14 protein-coding genes are annotated in these 17,233 nt (G+C 59.3%); 3 read left to right on the top strand and 11 right to left on the bottom strand.

The window, feature by feature from the left end; genetic code table 11:
• Positions 1-53: 53 nt before the first annotated feature.
• Positions 54-2,441, top strand: a complete 2,388-nt coding sequence (locus I9H07_RS00725; protein WP_236425246.1) for a penicillin acylase family protein — start codon at positions 54-56, stop codon at positions 2,439-2,441.
• A gap of 233 nt (positions 2,442-2,674) precedes the next feature.
• On the opposite strand, the gene I9H07_RS00720 is transcribed toward I9H07_RS00725, so the two are convergent.
• The 7 genes from I9H07_RS00720 to I9H07_RS00690 form a co-directional block, all read right to left on the bottom strand.
• On the bottom strand, positions 2,675-3,556 hold the full coding sequence (locus I9H07_RS00720; protein WP_024672345.1) for an ABC transporter permease subunit: 882 nt from the start codon (positions 3,554-3,556) through the stop codon (positions 2,675-2,677).
• Positions 3,553-4,473 carry an ABC transporter permease subunit gene (locus I9H07_RS00715; protein ID WP_024672344.1) on the bottom strand — a complete coding sequence of 307 codons (921 nt, stop codon included), beginning with the start codon at positions 4,471-4,473 and terminating at the stop codon, positions 3,553-3,555. The genes I9H07_RS00720 and I9H07_RS00715 overlap by 4 nt, the downstream gene beginning before the upstream one ends.
• Positions 4,470-5,612: a polyamine ABC transporter ATP-binding protein gene (potA, locus tag I9H07_RS00710; protein ID WP_058824075.1), complete on the bottom strand. Its 1,143-nt coding sequence runs from the start codon at positions 5,610-5,612 to the stop codon at positions 4,470-4,472. The genes I9H07_RS00715 and potA overlap by 4 nt, the downstream gene beginning before the upstream one ends.
• A gap of 55 nt (positions 5,613-5,667) precedes the next feature.
• On the bottom strand, positions 5,668-6,762 hold the full coding sequence (locus I9H07_RS00705) for a polyamine ABC transporter substrate-binding protein (RefSeq protein WP_024672342.1): 1,095 nt from the start codon (positions 6,760-6,762) through the stop codon (positions 5,668-5,670).
• Between the two features lie 172 nt (positions 6,763-6,934).
• Entirely contained in the window at positions 6,935-8,032 is a 1,098-nt protein-coding gene (locus I9H07_RS00700) for a polyamine ABC transporter substrate-binding protein (protein WP_024672341.1), read from the bottom strand.
• Positions 8,033-8,162: 130 nt separating this feature from the next.
• Complete coding sequence (locus I9H07_RS00695) at positions 8,163-9,530, bottom strand: aspartate aminotransferase family protein (RefSeq protein ID WP_024672340.1); 1,368 nt, start codon at positions 9,528-9,530, stop codon at positions 8,163-8,165.
• Between the two features lie 68 nt (positions 9,531-9,598).
• Complete coding sequence (locus I9H07_RS00690; RefSeq protein WP_024672339.1) at positions 9,599-10,957, bottom strand: glutamine synthetase family protein; 1,359 nt, start codon at positions 10,955-10,957, stop codon at positions 9,599-9,601.
• Between the two features lie 595 nt (positions 10,958-11,552).
• Between I9H07_RS00690 and I9H07_RS00685 the strand changes: the two genes are divergently transcribed.
• Both I9H07_RS00685 and I9H07_RS00680 read left to right on the top strand, forming a co-directional pair.
• Positions 11,553-12,929: a glutamine synthetase family protein gene (locus tag I9H07_RS00685; RefSeq protein ID WP_007252721.1), complete on the top strand. Its 1,377-nt coding sequence runs from the start codon at positions 11,553-11,555 to the stop codon at positions 12,927-12,929.
• Positions 12,930-13,205: 276 nt separating this feature from the next.
• On the top strand, positions 13,206-13,844 hold the full coding sequence (locus I9H07_RS00680; protein ID WP_024673630.1) for a TetR/AcrR family transcriptional regulator: 639 nt from the start codon (positions 13,206-13,208) through the stop codon (positions 13,842-13,844).
• A 58-nt stretch (positions 13,845-13,902) separates the two neighbouring features.
• Here the strand turns inward: I9H07_RS00680 and I9H07_RS00675 are convergent, their stop codons facing one another.
• Genes I9H07_RS00675 through I9H07_RS00660 form a run of 4 tightly spaced genes read right to left on the bottom strand, consistent with a single transcriptional unit; the run spans position 13,903 to position 16,746 of the window.
• Entirely contained in the window at positions 13,903-14,118 is a 216-nt protein-coding gene (locus tag I9H07_RS00675) for a TOBE domain-containing protein (RefSeq protein ID WP_002555770.1), read from the bottom strand.
• A 27-nt stretch (positions 14,119-14,145) separates the two neighbouring features.
• Positions 14,146-14,958, bottom strand: coding sequence for an aliphatic sulfonates ABC transporter ATP-binding protein (gene ssuB / locus I9H07_RS00670; protein WP_058824073.1), 813 nt, complete (start codon positions 14,956-14,958; stop codon positions 14,146-14,148).
• Entirely contained in the window at positions 14,955-15,752 is a 798-nt protein-coding gene (ssuC, locus tag I9H07_RS00665) for an aliphatic sulfonate ABC transporter permease SsuC (RefSeq protein ID WP_024673628.1), read from the bottom strand. The genes ssuB and ssuC overlap by 4 nt, the downstream gene beginning before the upstream one ends.
• Before the next feature lie 28 nt (positions 15,753-15,780).
• Complete coding sequence (locus tag I9H07_RS00660; protein WP_236425245.1) at positions 15,781-16,746, bottom strand: sulfonate ABC transporter substrate-binding protein; 966 nt, start codon at positions 16,744-16,746, stop codon at positions 15,781-15,783.
• Between the last annotated feature and the right edge of the window lie 487 nt (positions 16,747-17,233).

Here is a 17,233-nt window from a genome sequence, read left to right as displayed (position 1 = left end):
ATAGCCTGCACCCATGCCTCGCGCCATTCACTGCGCCATTACAGAGAAACCGGATGAAACGCAGTCTCGTCATTCTTGCCATCATTATTGCCATTCTCGCTGGCGGCGCTGGCTGGTACATAAACAGCAAGCAGCCGGTCCGTGACGGCGAGATCGCAATGAGCCGCCTTCAGGCGCCTGTCACCCTGCGTTACGATGAGCGCGGCGTCCCGCACATACGGGCTGAAAACGAAGCGGATCTGTACCGTGCGCTGGGTTACGCCCACGCGCAGGACCGGCTGTTCCAGATGGAAATGCTGCGTCGTCTGGCACGTGGCGAGCTGGCCGAAATCCTGGGGCCGAACCTGGTAGAGACCGACAAACTGTTTCGCAGCCTGCGCATTCGTGAGCACGCCGATGCCTATGTCGCCCGTCAGGATAAGAACACACCGACCTGGAAAGCGCTGGAAGCTTACATCGACGGTATCAACCAATATCAGGACACCCACGCGAAGCCGATGGAGTTCGACGTACTGGGCATCCCCAGGCGCCGTTTCACCACCGAAGACACCGTCAGCGTGGGTGGCTATCTGGCTTACAGCTTTGCCGCGGCGTTCAGGACCGAGCCGCTGCTGACCTACGTGCGTGATCAACTGGGGCCGCAGTACCTGAACGTGTTCGATCTGGACTGGCACCCGGACGGCATGCTCGACTCGAAACCGGCACTGGCCAGCGCGGACTGGAAAAGCCTGAACCAGCTGGCGCAGTTGAGCCACAAGGCGCTCGAAGACGCAGGCCTGCCGCAGTTCGAAGGCAGCAATGCCTGGGTGATTTCCGGCAGCCGTACGCAAAGTGGCAAGCCGATCCTCGCGGGTGATCCGCACATTCGCTTCTCAGTGCCGTCGGTGTGGTACGAAGCGCAGTTGTCGGCACCGGGTTTCGAGCTGTACGGGCACTTTCCGGCGCTCAACCCGTTCGCGTTTCTGGGTCACAACCTGGACTTCGGCTGGAGCCTGACCATGTTCCAGAACGACGACGTGGACCTGATCGCCGAAAAGACCAACCCCGAGAACCCGAATCAGGTCTGGTACCACGGCCAATGGGTGGACATGACCCGCACCGAGCAGCAGATCGCGGTCAAAGGCCAGCAGCCCGTTAACCTGACGCTGCTGGAGTCGCCGCACGGTCCGATCATCAACAATGTGGTGGGCAAGAACGCCGGTCAGGCACCGATTGCGATGTGGTGGTCATTCCTGGTGTCCGCCAACCCGGTGCTTGATGGCTTCTACGAGGCCAACCGCGCCGACACGCTGGAGAAGATGCGCAGCGCCGCCAAGAAGATCCAGTCGCCGGGACTCAATATCGTCTGGGCCAATGCCAAGGGCGATATCGGCTGGTGGGCAGCGGCGCAATTGCCGGTCCGCCCGCAAGGCGTCAACCCTGCATTCATTCTGGACGGCAGCACGGCGCAGGCCGATAAACTCGGCTTCTACCCGTTCAGCGCCAACCCGCACGAAGAAAACCCGGCGCGGGGTTATATCGTGTCCGCCAACTTCCAGCCGGCATCGCCGACCGGCATGCCGATTCCGGGCTATTACAACCCGGCAGAACGTGGCCAGCAACTGAACCGGCAATTGAGCGATTCGACGGTGAAGTGGGACCTGAACGCCAACAAGGCCTTACAGCTGGGGACACAGACCGATTACGCGCCGAGCATTCTCAAACCGCTGCTACCCGTATTGCGCAGCGTTGTCAGCGACCCGGACGAACTCGCCCTTGTCGAGCGGCTGGCCAACTGGAAAGGTGATTACCCGGTCGATTCGGTCGGCGCCACGCTGTTCAACCAGTTCCTGTTCGATTTGACTGAAGAGACCTTCCACGACGAACTGGGCGATGCGTTCTTCGACACACTGCTGTCATCGCGTGTTCTGGACTCCGCCCTGCCGCGTCTGGCCGCCGATGCCGACTCACCCTGGTGGAACAACCGCAATTCACCCCATGAAGAAAGCCGCGCCAACACCGTCAAAGTCGCCTGGCGGGCCAGTGTTTCGCACCTTAAGTCGCTGTATGGCAACAACCCGGATGAATGGGTCTGGGGCAGGACTCACACCCTGACCCAAGGTCATCCGCTGGGCTCGCAGAAGCCACTGGACAGAATCTTCAACGTCGGCCCGTACGCAGCGCCCGGCACCCACGAAGTGCCGAACAACCTGTCATCCAGTATCCGCCCTGCCCCGTGGCCCGTCGGCTACGGCCCCTCGACCCGCCGCCTGATCGACTTCGCCGACCCGGCACACAGCCTGGGGATCAACCCGGTTGGCCAGAGCGGTGTGCCGTTCGACAAACACTATTCGGATCAGGCCAAAGCCTTTGTGAGTGGCGAGTACATGCCACAGCGCTTCAGCGAGAAGGACGTGGCCGAGCATACGGAAGGGGTTTTACGGTTGGTGCCGGGGGCGTAGCGATCTGAGCCGCACCGCGTACTGGCTATCGTGCCAATGCTGCGCGTTGGCATGCCTTTCGTGACGCTTCGCGTCACACGTCTGCGTAGCACCGCCCACTCAAGATCGGACGCAGAGCGTCCAGAGCTGCGCCCCCACGCCGGAGCGTGGAAGGGATGACCATTTGCCCGGTCATCGTGCCTGCGCTCTGCGTAGGCATGCAGTTCAGGACGCTCTACGCCCTGCAGTAGCGGTCACGCCGCTGGCGCACGCCTCGGATCAGGCTGCTTCCAGGCGTCTGCGGCGCTCTCCTCGATGGCTTGCTGGATGGCGCGCCTGCGGTTGTTTTCCGCGCGGCGGGTGAAGAACCAGACCAGGAAGGTCGCCAGTGAAACGGCAAGCAGAATCAGGCTCGCGACGGCGTTGATTTCAGGCTTCACGCCCAGTCGAACGGCCGAGAACACTTCCATCGGCAGGGTCGTAGAGCCCGGCCCGGAAACGAAGCTGGCGAGTACCAGGTCGTCGAGCGACAGCGCAAACGACATCATGCCCCCGGCCGCCAGCGACGGTGCGATCATCGGGATGGTGATCAACAAGAACACCTTCCACGGACGGGCGCCCAGGTCCATTGCGGCTTCTTCGATCGACAGGTCCAGCTCACGCAGGCGCGCCGACACCACCACCGCCACGTAGGCCGCGCAGAATGTCGTGTGGGCAATCCAGATGGTCATGATGCCGCGTTCCTGCGGCCAGCCGATCATCTGCGCCATGGCCACGAACAGCAGCAACAGCGACAGACCGGTGATCACTTCCGGCATCACCAGCGGCGCCGTCACCAGCCCGCCAAAGAACGTGCGGCCCTTGAAGCGGCTGATACGGGTCAGGACGAACGCTGCCATCGTGCCCAATGCCACTGCCGCAATCGCGGTGTAGCAGGCGATTTCCAGCGAGCGCATCACCGAGCCCATCAGTTGCGAGTTGTCCAGCAGGCCGACGTACCATTTCACCGACCAGCCGCCCCAGACGGTGACCAGTTGCGAGGCGTTGAACGAGTAGATGACCAGAATCACCATCGGCGCATAGATGAACAGCAGGCCGAAAACCAGCATCAGGTTCGAGAATCGAAAGCGGTTCATGCCTTGCCCTCCAGTTCTTTGGCCTGACTGCGATTGAACAGGATGATAGGCACGATCAGCACCAGCAGCATGATGACCGCCAGCGCGGAAGCCACGGGCCAGTCACGGTTATTGAAGAATTCCTGCCACAGCACGCGGCCGATCATCAGGGTTTCCGGGCCACCCAGCAGCTCGGGAATCACAAACTCGCCGACCACCGGGATGAATACCAGCATGCAGCCAGCGATCACGCCGTTCTTGGACAGCGGCACGGTGATTTTCCAGAAGCTGTTGAAGGTACTCGACCCCAGATCGGACGCGGCCTCCAGCAGGCTGGTGTCGTGCTTCACGAGGTTGGCGTACAGCGGCAGGATCATGAACGGCAGGTAGGAATAGACCACGCCGATGTAAACCGCCAGGTTGGTGTTGAGGATCTGCAACGGCGAGTCGATCAGGCCCAGCCACATGAGGAAGGCATTGAGCAGACCGTTGTTACTGAGAATGCCCATCCACGCATAGACGCGGATCAGGATCGCGGTCCAGGTCGGCATCATGATCAGCAGTAACAGCACGGTTTGCAGGTCTTTGCGGGCGCTGGCGATGGCGTAGGCCATCGGATAGCCGATCAGCAGGCACAGCAAGGTGCTGATGAAGGCCATTTTCAGCGAGCCCAGGTACGCCGAAACGTACAGGTCATCGCCACTGAGCAAGGTGTAGTTGGCGAAATTGAGGGCCATCTGCAGCTTTTCGTCGGCGTAGCTGAAGATCTCGGTATACGGCGGGATCGCGACGTCGGCTTCGGCAAAGCTGATCTTGAGCACGATCAGGAACGGCAAGGCAAAGAACAGGAACAGCCAGAGGAACGGCACGCCGATGACCATCTGCCGCCCGTTGGGCTTTATGCGCTCGAAGGCGCGCTTGATCTTGCGTATTTTCATGAGCGCAGTACCACGCCACTGTCGTCTTCCCACCAGACGTAGACTTCATCGCCCCAGGTAGGTCGCGCGCCCTGACGCTCGGCGTTGGCCACGAACGACTGCACCAGCTTGCCGCCCGGCAGCTCGACGTAGAACACCGAGTGGCCGCCCAGATAAGCGATGTCGTGGACCTTGCCGCGTGACCAGTTGTATTCGAAACCCGGCTGCTCTGTGGTGATCAGCAGTTTTTCCGGGCGCAGTGCGTAGGTGATGTGCTTGTCTTCCACCGAGGTACTGACGCCGTGGCCGACATAGATATTGCGCTCCAGCTCCGGACTGCGGATCAGCGCATGGCCTTCCATGTCCTCGATCACTTCACCTTCGAACAGGTTGACGCTGCCGATGAACTCGCAGACCAGACGGCTGGTCGGGGTTTCGTAGATGTCGATCGGGCTGCCGATCTGCGCGATCCAGCCCAGGTGCATGATCGCGATGCGCTCGGCCATGGTCATGGCCTCTTCCTGATCGTGGGTCACCATCACGCAGGTCACGCCAACACGCTCGATGATTTCCACCAGTTCCAGCTGCATCTGCGAACGCAGTTTCTTGTCCAGCGCGCCCATGGGCTCGTCAAGCAACAGCAACTTCGGCTTCTTGGCCAGCGAGCGGGCCAGCGCCACACGCTGACGCTGACCACCCGAAAGCTGATGGGGCTTGCGCTTGGCGTACTGGGTCATCTGCACCAGCTTGAGCATCTCGGCCACACGAGCTTCGATTTCCGACTTGGCCAGCTTGTCCTGCTTGAGGCCAAAGGCGATGTTGTCGGCCACAGTCATGTGCGGGAACAGGGCGTAGGACTGGAACATCATGTTGATCGGACGTTCGTACGGCGGCATGTCGGTGATGTCGACGCCGTCGAGGAAGATACGCCCCTCGGTCGGACGCTCGAAACCCGCCAGCATGCGCAGCAGCGTCGATTTGCCGGAGCCCGAGCCGCCGAGCAGGGCGAAGATTTCACCCTTGTTGATCTGCAGGGACACGTCGTCCACCGCAATCGTCTCGTCGAACTTCTTGGTGACCCGATCGATCCGGACCAGCACCTCTTTGGGTTGCTGACCGCCTTCGATGGCTTTCTTGTAGGCGCCGGAGGCAACTGCCATGGGTGAAACTCCCAACAGGTAGGCTACCCGGCCAAAACGACCGGGTGCTGAATAGTTATTTGCCCGACTTGACCTTGGTCCAGCTGCGGGTCATGAGGCGTTGCACCTTGGGTGGCAACTCGCTGTTCACGAACAGGCGATCCAGTACTTCCTGAGGCGGGTAAACCGCCGCGTCCGTACGGATTTTCTGGTCCATGAACTCACCGGAGGCGGGATTGGGGTTGGCATAGCCGACTTCATCGCTGACCTGGGCAATGACCTTGGGATCAAGCATGTAATTGATGAAAGCACTGGCGGCCTTGACGTTTTTCGAGTCAGCCGGAATTGCCAGCATGTCGAACCACAGGTTGCCGCCCTCTTTCGGAATGCTGTAGGCAAGCTTCACGCCCTTGCCTGCTTCTTCGGCGCGGGAACGGGCCTGAAACACATCGCCCGAGAAACCGGCAGCAACACAGATGTCGCCGTTGGCCAGGTCGGTGATGTACTTGGACGAGTGGAAATAGGTCACGTAAGGACGAATCGCCATCAGCTTGGCTTCGGCCTTCTTGTAATCGGCTTCCTTGGTGCTGTTGGGGTCCAGCCCAAGGTAGTTGAGCACCGCTGGCAACATTTCATCGGCAGAGTCGAGAAACGCTACGCCACAGCTGGAGAGCTTCTTGATGTTCTCCGGTTCGAACAGCACGGCCCAGGAGTCGATCTTGTCGACGCCCAATACCGCTTTGACCTTGTCGACGTTGTAACCGATGCCGTTGGTGCCCCACAGGTACGGCACGGCGTACTGGTTGCCAGGGTCGTTCTTCTCCAGACGCTTGAGCAGCGCCGGGTCAAGGTTCTTGTAGTTGGGCAGCAACGACTTGTCGAGCTTCTGGAACGCGCCGGCCTTGATCTGCTTGCCGAGGAAGTGATTGGACGGCACCACCACGTCGTAGCCGGTACGCCCGGCCAGCAACTTGGCCTCCAGGGTTTCGTTGGAATCGAACACGTCGTACATCGGCTTGATGCCGGTACTGGCTTCGAAGTCTGCCAGCGTGGTCTTGCCGATGTAATCGGACCAGTTATAAATATGCACGGTGGATTCAGCCTGAGCACTGAGTGTCAGTGTCAGCCCGGCGACCGCCAGCAAAGCTTTGGAAAAAATAGAAATAGACAAAGAATGAGTCCTTTTAACAGAGGGGCCTGAGCGCCAGAGGGCGTCCGGAAAACCAGACCGGCGCGCAACTTACCGCCTATAAGCCCAACCAGCAAAGTTTTAGGCAATATTCCTGTCTGCTGGAGGCTGCGCACCCGGAGGTTACGCAGCATCCACAGGTTTCATGACAGGCTTATTTACCTGACTTTATCTTGGTCCAGCTGCGGGTCATGATCCGCTGGGTAGCCGCTGGCAGATCCGCGATGGCATACAGTTTGGCCTGGACGTCGGCAGGCGGATAAACGCCAGGGTCACTGGTGATTTCCTTGTCGACCAGCGCCGTAGCGGCCGCGTTACCGTTCGGGAAGCGCACGGCGTTGGTGATCTCAGCCATGACTTCCGGCTTCATCAGGAAGGTCATGAACTTGTAGGCACCCTCGACGTTTTCGGCATCCTTGGGGATGGCAACCATGTCGTAGAAGCTGCCGGCACCTTCTTTCGGAATGTTGTAGGCAACCTTCACCTTGCCACCGGCTTCGGCAGCGCGGGATTTGGCCTGGTAGATATCACCCGAGTAGCCAACTGCTACGCAGATGTTGCCGTTGGCCAGGTCCGAGATGTACTTGGACGAGTGGAAGTAGCCAATCGACGGACGAATCTTCATGAACAGCGCTTCAGCTTCGGCGAGCTGCTTCTTGTCCTGCGAGTCGGTCGGATAGCCGAGGTAATGCAGGGCGATCGGCAGCATTTCGGTCGGCGAATCGAGGAAGCTGATGCCGCACGACTTCAGCTTGGCCGCGTTTTCGGGCTTGAACAGCAAGTCCCACGAGTTGACCGGTGCATCAGCCCCCAGCGCGGCCTTGACCTTGTCCGGGTTGATGCCGATACCGATCGAACCCCACATGTACGGGAAGGCGTGCTTGTTGTCCGGGTCGCTGACCGACACGGCCTTGAGCAGCGATTCGTTCAGGTTCTTCCAGTTCGGCAGCTTCGACTTGTCCAGTTCCTGGTAAACGCCAGCCTTGATCTGCTTGGCGAGGAAGTTGTTGGACGGTACGACGATGTCATAGCCGGATTTGCCGGCCAGCAATTTGGCTTCCAGCGTCTCGTTGCTGTCGAAAACGTCGTAGACCACCTTGATGCCCGATTCTTTCTCGAACTTGGCGACGGTATCCGGTGCGATGTAGTCGGACCAGTTATAGACGTGCAGCACTTTGTCATCGGCCTGCGCAGCGGTGGCCACGACGCCCATCAGGGACAGCGCGAGAAGGGTCTTGCCAAATTTTTTCATGCGTAGCTCCACTGTATTTTTATCACTGACCGTCGGTTAGCGGCTTGTAGCCATTAGTCTGGCAAGTTCCAGGGCAGGCTTTCAAGCTGCCCCTTGTTAAACAACGCACATCCCCGCACTTTCTGCAGGTTCAGCCCTGCAATGCAGCCAGAGTCAGGTCCAGGCACTTACGCGCCTTTTCTACCAGCTCGTCGATTTCCGCAAAACTGATCACCAGGGGCGGCGCAATGATCATCGTGTCGCCCACGGCCCGCATGATCAGGCCATTGTCGAAGCAGAAGGTTCGACAGATCATGCCCGCGCCCCTATCGGTATAGCGCTCGCGGGTGGTCTTGTCCTTGACCAGCTCAATGGCCCCCAGCAGTCCGACGCCTCGAACCTCGCCCACCAGCGGATGATCGCTCAGCTCACGCAAACGCTTTTGCAAATACGGTGCCGTTTCCGACCTGACCCGTTCGACGATCTTTTCTTCGCGCAGGATACGAATATTCTCCAGCGCGACGGCGGCCGCCACCGGATGCCCTGAATAGGTGAATCCATGGTTGAAATCGCCGCCCTCATTGAGCACCGCAACGATTTCATCACGCACCAGCAGGCCGCCCATCGGTACGTAACCGGAAGTGAGCCCCTTGGCGATGGTCATCATGTGCGGCTTGAGGCCGTAGAAATCGCTACCGAACCACTCACCGGTGCGCCCGAAACCACAGATCACCTCATCGGCAACGAACAGGATGTCGTAGCGCGACAGGATCTCCTTGATCTTCGGCCAGTAGGAATCCGGCGGAATGATCACACCGCCCGCACCCTGGATCGGCTCGGCGATAAATGCGCCGACGTTCTCGACGCCCAGTTCGAGGATCTTCTTTTCCAGCTGCCCGGCGGCCCACACACCGAATTCGTCGGGCGTCATGTCGCCGCCTTCACCAAACCAGTAGGGCTGTGCAATGTGGACAATGCCCGGAATGGGCAGGTCGCCCTGTTCGTGCATGTACGTCATGCCGCCCAGGCTGGCACCGGCGACCGTGGAGCCGTGATAGCCGTTGACGCGGCTGATGATGGTTTTCTTGTTCGGCTGGCCTTTCAGGGCCCAATAATGACGCACCATGCGCAGCATGGTGTCATTGCCTTCCGAGCCCGAACCGGTAAAGAACACGTGGTTCATGCCCTCGGGAGATATCTCGGAAATGGCTTTGGCCAGCTCCAGCACCGGTGGGTGGGCGGTCTGGAAGAACAGGTTGTAATACGGCAGCTCGCGCATCTGTTTGCTGGCCGCATCGGCCAGTTCTTCGCGGCCATAACCAATCGCCACGCACCACAGACCGGACATGCCATCGAGGATTTTATGGCCCTCGCTGTCCCACAGATAAACGCCCTCGGCGCGGGTGATGATGCGCGGGCCTTTTTCTTTCAGTTGTTTGTAGTCGCTGAACGGTGCCAGGTGGTGCTCGCTGCTCAGGGCCTGCCATTCGAGGGTTTGCGGGTTGTTGTGGGCACTCATGCAGCACTTCCTATGATCAGGTCAGTTATCAGAACGCCGCGCAGCAACCGGCGCGGCGCTCTGCGGGATCAGACAGCAAAGAGCAGGAATTCCCGCTCCCATGAGCTGATCACACGCTTGAAGTTTTCATGCTCGGCGCGCTTGACCGCGACGTAACCGATGATGAATTTCTTGCCCAGGTATTTTTCGATGGTCTTGCTGTTTTCCATACGTTCCAGCGCATCTTCGATGGTCAGCGGCAGGCGCAGGTTGCGACGCTCGTAACCGCGCCCCACCACCGGCGCACTCGGGTTGATGCCTTCGACCATGCCGATGAAGCCACACAGCAGGCTGGCGGCAATAGCCAGATACGGGTTGGCATCGGCACCCGGCAGGCGGTTCTCCACACGCCGGTTCTGCGGCCCGGCATCCGGCACCCGCAGGCCGACGGTGCGGTTTTCTTCGCCCCACTCGACGTTCACGGGTGCCGAGGTGTCCGGCAAAAAGCGCCGGAACGAGTTGACGTTGGGGGCGAACAGCGGCAACAGCTCGGGGATGAACTTCTGCAAACCACCGACGTGGTTGAGAAACAGCTCGCTCATGGTCCCGTCTTCATTGGAGAAGATATTCTTGCCGGTCTCGATGTCGATGATGCTCTGGTGCAAATGCATGGCGCTGCCCGGCTCGCCGGTCATGGGCTTGGCCATGAACGTTGCCGCTACATTGTGCTTGAGCGCGGCTTCACGCATGGTGCGCTTGAACACCAGAATCTGATCAGCCAGCGACAGGGCATCGCCGTGACGGAAGTTGATCTCCATCTGCGCCGTGCCGTCTTCATGGATCAGCGTGTCCAGATCCAGATTCTGCAGCTCGCACCAGTCATAGACGTCTTCGAACAGCGGATCGAATTCGTTGGCGGCCTCGATCGAAAACGACTGGCGCCCGGTCTCAGGGCGCCCGGAGCGGCCGATTGGCGGCTGTAGCGGGTAATCCGGGTCGTCACTGCGCTTGGTCAGGTAAAACTCCATCTCCGGCGCCACGATGGGCTGCCAGCCCTGATCGGCGTAGAGTTTGAGAACCTTCTTCAATACGTTGCGCGGCGACAGCTCGATGGGGTTGCCGTGCTTGTCGTAGGTGTCGTGGATCACCTGCGCAGTGGGCTCGACGGCCCAAGGCACCAGATACACCGCGTTCTGGTCGGGGCGGCAGATCATGTCGATGTCCGCCGGGTCCAGCAACTCGTAGTAGATATCGTCTTCCACGTAGTCGCCGGTAACCGTTTGCAACAAAACGCTTTCCGGCAGACGCATGCCTTTTTCAGCGATGAATTTGTTGGTCGGCGAGATCTTGCCGCGTGTGATCCCGGTGAGGTCGGACATCATGCATTCGACTTCGGTAATCTTGTGTTCTTTCAACCAATCGGTGAGCTGGTCGAGGTTGGTACTCATAAATACCTCAGGGTTTTCATGTCCTGATCGCGATCAGGCGTTTTCTAGACGCATCGGCGTCATGGTGTGCAACTCGTTTCGGCAGAAGCCGATTAGGGGTAAGGTGGCACTTGCCGGGCCGAAATTCCAGGCAGCCACCGTCACACCGACGTGGCCGTTATAGTGGTAGTGTCCGGTATCGAGAGTAGAACAGGTGAGCCCGGAAGGCCGCTCGGGGATCGGCGCAATGTGCGTCAAAACACCACGAGCACCGATATCACAGGCATGATGAGCGCTGTATGGGCTGGATATCTGCGTGCCGGTCGGCGGACGGTGAAACATCGAACACCCGCTGTTGTTGCGCTATGGGTTGCGATCGAGCTTAGCCTCGTTCATTTTTTTATACAACAACCCGTTAAAGATAGAAGACAGGCTGCTGTAGCCGGTATTTAACGTCGGCCAAAAACAGGATAAAACGCCCTAAATAGCAGCAAAAAAGGCCAAATGGCGCAGTTTTAGGGCAAAAAAGGCTCTATTGACTTCATCATGGCTTTCGGATTGACTGAGATCCGCAATCATTGATGATTGATATTTTTAACAACAAAGGTGTTGCATCATGTCGGTACCCCCGCGTGCCGTTCAGCTTAACGAAGCGAACGCGTTCCTTAAGGAACATCCTGAGGTTCTGTACGTTGACCTTCTGATTGCAGATATGAATGGTGTGGTGCGTGGCAAACGCATCGAACGCACCAGCCTCCATAAGGTTTACGAGAAGGGCATCAACCTGCCTGCCTCTTTATTTGCTCTGGATATCAATGGCTCCACGGTGGAAAGCACCGGCCTGGGCCTGGACATCGGTGATGCTGACCGAATCTGCTATCCCATCCCTGACACCCTGTGCAACGAGCCATGGCAGAAGCGCCCTACCGCGCAATTGCTGATGACCATGCACGAACTCGAAGGCGATCCGTTTTTCGCCGACCCGCGCGAAGTTCTGCGCCAGGTCGTGGCCAAGTTCGATGAAATGGGCCTGACCATCTGCGCCGCCTTCGAGCTGGAGTTCTACCTGATCGATCAGGAGAACGTGAACGGTCGTCCGCAGCCTCCGCGCTCGCCGATCTCGGGCAAGCGTCCGCATTCGACACAGGTCTACCTGATCGACGATCTCGACGAGTACGTCGACTGCCTGCAGGACATTCTTGAAGGTGCGAAGGAGCAAGGCATTCCTGCCGACGCGATCGTCAAGGAAAGCGCCCCGGCCCAGTTCGAAGTCAACCTGCACCACGTCGCCGATGCGATCAAGGCATGCGATTACGCCGTGTTGCTCAAGCGCCTGATCAAGAACATCGCCTACGACCACGAAATGGACACGACCTTCATGGCCAAGCCCTATCCGGGTCAGGCGGGGAATGGTTTGCACGTCCACATCTCGATTCTGGATCGTGATGGCAAGAACATCTTCACCAGCGAGGATCCCGAGCAGAACGCCGCATTGCGTCACGCAATCGGCGGTGTGCTCGAGACCCTGCCGGCGCAAATGGCGTTCCTTTGCCCGAACGTCAACTCGTACCGCCGGTTCGGTGCGCAGTTCTATGTCCCGAACTCACCCACCTGGGGCCTGGACAACCGCACGGTCGCCGTCCGTGTGCCCACCGGTTCGGCTGATGCCGTACGTATCGAACACCGTGTCGCCGGTGCCGATGCCAACCCGTATCTGGTGATGGCTTCGGTGCTGGCAGGCGTGCATCACGGCCTGGTCAATAAAATCGAGCCGGGCGCTCCGGTGGAAGGCAATTCGTACGAACAGCACGAACAAAGCCTGCCGAACAACCTGCGCGACGCACTGCGCGAGCTGGACGACAACCCGGTCATGGCCAAGTACATCGATCCGAAATACATCGATATCTTCGTGGCCTGTAAAGAGAGCGAGCTGGAGGAGTTCGAACACTCCATCTCCGACCTTGAATACAACTGGTATCTGCATACGGTCTGATTGAGGCTGGGCAATAAAAGAACGCCGCAGGCTTTGAGCTTTGCGGCGTTTTTGTTTGCAGGACACCTATCGTTCCTCACGTTCCAGCGTGGGAACGCATTTCATGACGCTCTGCGTCACAACTCTGCGCCGCGCCGCTAGCTCAAGATCGGACGCAGAGCGTCCAGAACGGCGCTACCACGCGGAGCGTGGGAGCGATAATCGTTTGGCGACGACAGAGATTCCTTCCGGTCAGAATCCCTTACAATACCGCCAGCCCAACCAAGAGCCACGCCCATGACACGCGCCGTCACCCCCCGCAAACCTCAAGCACGCAGCCAGGCCAGAATCGATTCGATTCTGGACACCGCACGTACGCTGCTTGCAGAACAGGGGGTGGCCAGCCTGTCGATCTACAGCGTTGCCGAGCGAGCCGGCATTCCGCCCTCGTCTGTGTACCACTTCTTCGCCAGCGTCCCCGCGCTGCTTGAAGCACTGACCGCCGACATCCACGCCGCTTTCCGCGCCTCGCTGCAGGCCCCCATCGACACCGACCAACTCCATACCTGGCGCGACCTGTCACGTATCGTCGAACTGCGCATGCTGGCCATCTACAACGCCGACGCCGCCGCCCGCCAGTTGATTCTTGCCCAGCACGGCCTGACCGAAATCAATCAGGCCGACCGTCAGCACGATATTGAACTGGGGCACCTGATGCTTGAAGTGTTCGATCGCCACTTCCAGCTGCCTGCGCTGCCGGACGATGTAGACGTGTTTGCACTGGCGATGGAACTGGGGGATCGGGTGTATGCGCGGTCAGTGCAGTTGCATGACGAGATCACACCGCGCATGGCCGAAGAAGGCATGCGGGTGTTTGATGCTTATCTGGGGCTGTATTTGCCAGTGTTTTTGCCGAAACGTATTCAGAACACCTGAAATAAAGCAAAAAACCCCGGAGGGCCAGGACCGTCCGGGGTATTTTTTTGCCCATCGGTTACAACTTGGCGATAGAGACTTCAGTCGACTTCACGAAGGCAATCACTTCACTGCCAACGACCAGCTCCAGCTCTTTGACCGAGCGAGTGGTGATGACCGAGGTCACGACGCCCGAAGCGGTTTGCACGTCGATTTCCGACAGTACGTCGCCGTGGACGATTTCCTTGATGGTGCCTTTGAACTGGTTGCGAACGTTGATGGCTTTGATAGTCATGGCATGTCTTCCTTTGGGGGATCAGGGTTAATTTGCCCAGCGCAGTTGCGTGGGCAGTGGCGAAAACGGTTCCGGGTCGGGTGGCGAGCCAGGGAGTGCCAGCACGCGGTTGAGTACTTCGGCTTCCAGTGCGGCAAGGCGATGCGAGCCTCGAGCGCGTGGACGAGGCAGGTCGACCAGCAGGTCGAGGCCGATCTGTCCTTCCTCGATCAGGATCACCCGGTCGGCAATGGCGACGGCCTCGCTGACATCGTGGGTGACCAGCAGCACGGTGAAGCCGTACTGGCCCCATAGCTTTTCGATCAGTTGCTGCATTTCGATGCGGGTCAGGGCATCCAGCGCACCCAATGGCTCGTCGAGTAGCAGCAGCCGCGGCTTGTGGATCAGCGCGCGGGCCAGTGCAACACGCTGCTTCTGGCCACCGGACAACGCCGCCGGCCATTCATTGGCGCGCTCGGCAAGGCCGACGGCCTCAAGCGCTTCAAGGGCTTGCGCGCGCCAGTCACCGCTCAGCCCCAGACCAACGTTATCGATGATTTTCTTCCAGGGCAGCAAGCGCGCTTCCTGAAACATCAATCGCGTATCTTCACGGGCATCGTCCAATGGCGCAGAGCCGGCAAGCAACTGGCCTTGCGTCGGTTTCTCGAGGCCGGCGAGCAGGCGCAACAGGGTGCTTTTGCCGCAACCACTTCGGCCGACGATGGCGACGAACTGACCGGCCGGAATGTGCAGGTCGATGTCCTTGAGTACTTCACGGGAGCCGAAGGCTTTTTTCAGGTTTTGCACCGCCAGCGGTATGCCGCGCAACAGATGCGGTGGTTGCTGTTTCAGACTGGTCATGCGGCACCGCCTTTGCTCGTTTGATAGGCCGGATGCCAACGCAGGCAGACACGTTCCAGGCCTCGCGCCGCCAGGTCGGCCAGCTTGCCGAGTACGGCGTACAGCACGATGGCGAGCACCACGATGTCGGTTTGCAGAAACTCCCGCGCATTCATCGCCAGATAGCCAATGCCGGAACTGGCCGAAATGGTTTCAGCGACGATCAGCGTCAACCACATGAAACCCAGCGCAAAGCGCACGCCGACCAGAATCGAGGGCATGGCACCTGGCAGAATCACATGACGAAACAGGCTGAAACCTGACAGGCCATAGCTACGAGACATTTCTACCAGCGCCGGATCAATGTTGCGGATGCCGTGATAGGTATTCAGGTAAATCGGAAACAGGGTACCCAGCGCGACCAGAAATATCTTGGCGGTCTCGTCAATGCCGAACCACAGGATGACCAGCGGAATCAGCGCCAGATGCGGCACGTTGCGGATCATCTGCACCGAGCTGTCCAGCAGACGCTCGCCCCACTTGCTCAGGCCGGTGATAAAACCCAGCGCCAGGCCGATGCCGCCACCGATAGCAAAGCCGATCCCGGCGCGCCAGCCACTGATTGCCAGGTGGGTCCAAATTTCGCCACTGGCGACCAGATTGACGCCCGCCTCGATGACGGCGCTGGGTGCTGGCAGGATGCGTGTGGATAACCAGCCAGCGCTGACCGACAGTTGCCAGACCGCCAATAACAGGACTGGAAGCGCCCAGGGTGCCAGTCGGTGAACGATGCGTTGTGAAGCACTGAGGCTCATGGAGTTTTCTCCTCGAAGGGCCTGTTGATCACTGTGCCTGAGCCACAGCAGCAGGTGGCGTCCAGACCACATCAGCGATGCTGAGCGGCTTGGGAATCAGCTTGAGCTGGTAGAAGGTGTCAGCGATTTTCTGCTGCGCAGCCACCACCGGCGGAGTCAGGAACTGCGCGCCGTAGCCCTGGCGTTTCACCGAGGTCAGGGTGATGTCGGCAGGCAGCCCCAGCAACGGTGCGACCTGTTTGGTCACGTCTTCCGGGTGAGCCTTGGACCACTCGCCCACTGCGCGAACTTCCTCGATCAAGGCCTGAATGACCTTGGGGTTCTTCTGCAAGTAAGGTTTGGTTGCCAGATAGAACTGATGGTTGTCGACGATGCCGGTGCCATCTTTCAATGTGCGCGCCTGCAGTTGCTGTTCAGCTGCGGCCTGGTACGGGTCCCAGATGACCCAGGCGTCCACGCTGCCGCGCTCGAAAGCGGCACGCGCATCGGCTGGCGGCAGGAACACGGTCTGAATATCGGTGTATTTGAGACCTGCGTCTTCCAGCGCTTTAACCAGCAGGTAATGAACGTTGGAGCCTTTATTGAGCACGACTTTCTTGCCTTTCAGATCCTTCACCGAGGTGATCGGTGAGTCCTTGGGCACCAGGATGGCTTCGCTGGTCGGAGCGGGTGGCTCGTAGGCAACGTACAGCAGATCCGCACCCGCAGCCTGAGCAAAGACCGGCGGTGTTTCTCCAGTCACGCCGAAGTCGATAGAGCCTACATTCAGCCCCTCAAGCAACTGCGGACCACCGGGAAATTCGGTCCACTGCACGTTCACGCCCTGCTCGGCCAGACGCTTCTCCAGCGAGCCCTTGGCTTTGAGCAGGACCAGCGTGCCGTACTTCTGATAACCGATACGCAGGTCTTCTGCCTGAGCTTGAGTAACGACACCAAAGGCAATCGCAGCAGCAAACAGCGCAACAAGGCCTCGACGCAAAATGACAGTGCGCATGCTGCGCTCCTATACCGATATGGGTGGGTCTCTGCTCGGCACATGCCGATGGACAAAGCGGGAATGAAGGAGACATTAACAGCCATTTTTTATATCCATAAATCTTATTTATTCATTTGGTTATTCCATAAATGAATATAAGAGATCTCAACTACCGTGCCGCGCTCCGCACCTGCATGCTGTTCTGGACGCTCTGCGTCCGGTCCTGACTCTGGGGCGCGGCGCAGATAGGTGACGCAGAGCGTCACCCACGGCATTCCCACGCTGGAGCGTGAGGAACGATCGGTGTCCGGTCAGGCGGCTATCGCTCCCACGCTCCGCGTGGTAGCGCCGTTCTGGACGCTCTGCGTCCGATCCTGACTCTGCGGCGCGGCGAAGATATTTGACGCAGAGCGTCACCCACGGCATTCCCACGCTGAGCGTGAGGAACGATCGGTGTCCGGTCAGGCGGCTATCGCTCCCACGCTCCGCGTGGTAGCGCCGTTCT

This window comes from Pseudomonas syringae, assembly GCF_023278085.1.
In the GTDB taxonomy this organism is placed as follows: domain Bacteria; phylum Pseudomonadota; class Gammaproteobacteria; order Pseudomonadales; family Pseudomonadaceae; genus Aquipseudomonas; species Aquipseudomonas syringae_Q.
This window is presented reverse-complemented; position numbering and strand designations above follow the sequence as displayed.